Source organism: Microbacterium paulum, from assembly GCF_015707995.1.
GTDB classification, from domain to species: Bacteria; Actinomycetota; Actinomycetes; order Actinomycetales; family Microbacteriaceae; genus Microbacterium; species Microbacterium paulum.
Window position 1 is genome coordinate 1 of record NZ_JAAGRY010000141.1, and the last position, 691, is coordinate 691.

Sequence of the window (691 nt, forward strand, 5' to 3'; positions counted from 1 at the left end):
CGACTTCTGGACCGAGTTCCTCCGCAGCCTCCGCGACCGCGGCCTGAAGGTCGCCACCGACGCCGACCCGCTCGGGGTTGCCCTGGTCACGTCCGACGCGCACGCCGGCATCAAGGCCGCGGTGAAAGCGATCCTGCCCGGCTCGGGGTGGCAACGATGCCGAGTGCATTTCGCGCGCAACGTGACCCAGAAGCTCGGCTCAGCACGCTCCAAGCCGGTCAACGCGATGATCTCCACGATCTTCGCGCAGACCACCCCCGAAGCGGTGATCGCGCAGTATCACCAGGTCACCGACAGTCTGCGCGGCTCGTTCCCCGAGATCACCGCCATGCTCGAGGCCGCCGAGCCGGACCTCACCGGGTTCGCCCCGCTGCCCCGGGAGCACTGGCAGAAGGTCTGGTCCAACAACCCCATCGAGCGCCTCAACCGCGAGATCAAACGCCGCGCCGACGTCGTCCAGATCTTCCCCGACCGCGACTCCGTGACCCGCCTGATCGGCGCGGTCCTCCAGGAACAACACGAGGAATGGTCCTACGGCGAACGCCGCTACTTCTCCGACATCTCGATGCGCAAACTCGTCCACACCCTGCACGAACACACAGAACCCGCCCGCCCCGAGCTCTACCTCACCGCCTGACCACCACCCACCCACAGGGAACAACGGAATGACACCACGCCACGGGACTTGACC

General features: G+C 66.9%; 1 protein-coding gene. It reads left to right on the top strand.

Annotated elements, in window-relative coordinates; translation table 11 throughout:
- Nucleotides 1-637 (top strand): transposase (locus G3N18_RS15830; RefSeq protein WP_196385197.1); only part of this gene is annotated, 637 nt, incomplete at its 5' end.
- Nucleotides 638-691: the final 54 nt, after the last annotated feature.